General features: G+C 73.0%; 1 pseudogene. It reads left to right on the top strand.

The window, feature by feature from the left end:
- A pseudogene (locus GVL50_RS28655) lies at positions 1-393 on the top strand (RNA polymerase factor sigma-54); the annotation flags it as partial.

The following is a 393-nucleotide window of genomic DNA, read 5'->3' as shown; positions in this document are numbered from 1 at the left end:
GCCTGGAGCCGGTGGGCGTGGGCGCGCGCGGCCTGGCCGAATGCATGGCGCTGCAGTTGCGCGCGCTGCAGGACGAGGACACCGCGGAGCCCGAGGTGGTGCAGGCCGCGCTGCGCATCTGCCAGCAGCCGCTGGAGATGCTGGCGCGGCGCGACGTGCGCAGGCTGTCGCAGCACTGCGGCGCGGGCGAGGAATGCACGCGCGCGGCGATGTCGCTGATCGCGCGGCTGGAGCCGCGCCCGGGCCGGGCGTTCGCGCAGGTCGAGCGCAACATCGTCGTGCCCGACGTGATCGTGAAGAAGAGCAGCGGCCGCGGTGCGACGCATGCCTTCACGGTGCAGCTCAATCCCGACGTGATGCCGCGCCTGCGCGTGCACGACATCTATGCCGGTG

Origin of the sequence: Pseudomonas sp. 18058 (assembly GCF_902706155.1) — a bacterium.
Lineage (GTDB): Bacteria > Pseudomonadota > Gammaproteobacteria > Pseudomonadales > Pseudomonadaceae > Aquipseudomonas > Aquipseudomonas rustica.
This window is presented reverse-complemented; position numbering and strand designations above follow the sequence as displayed.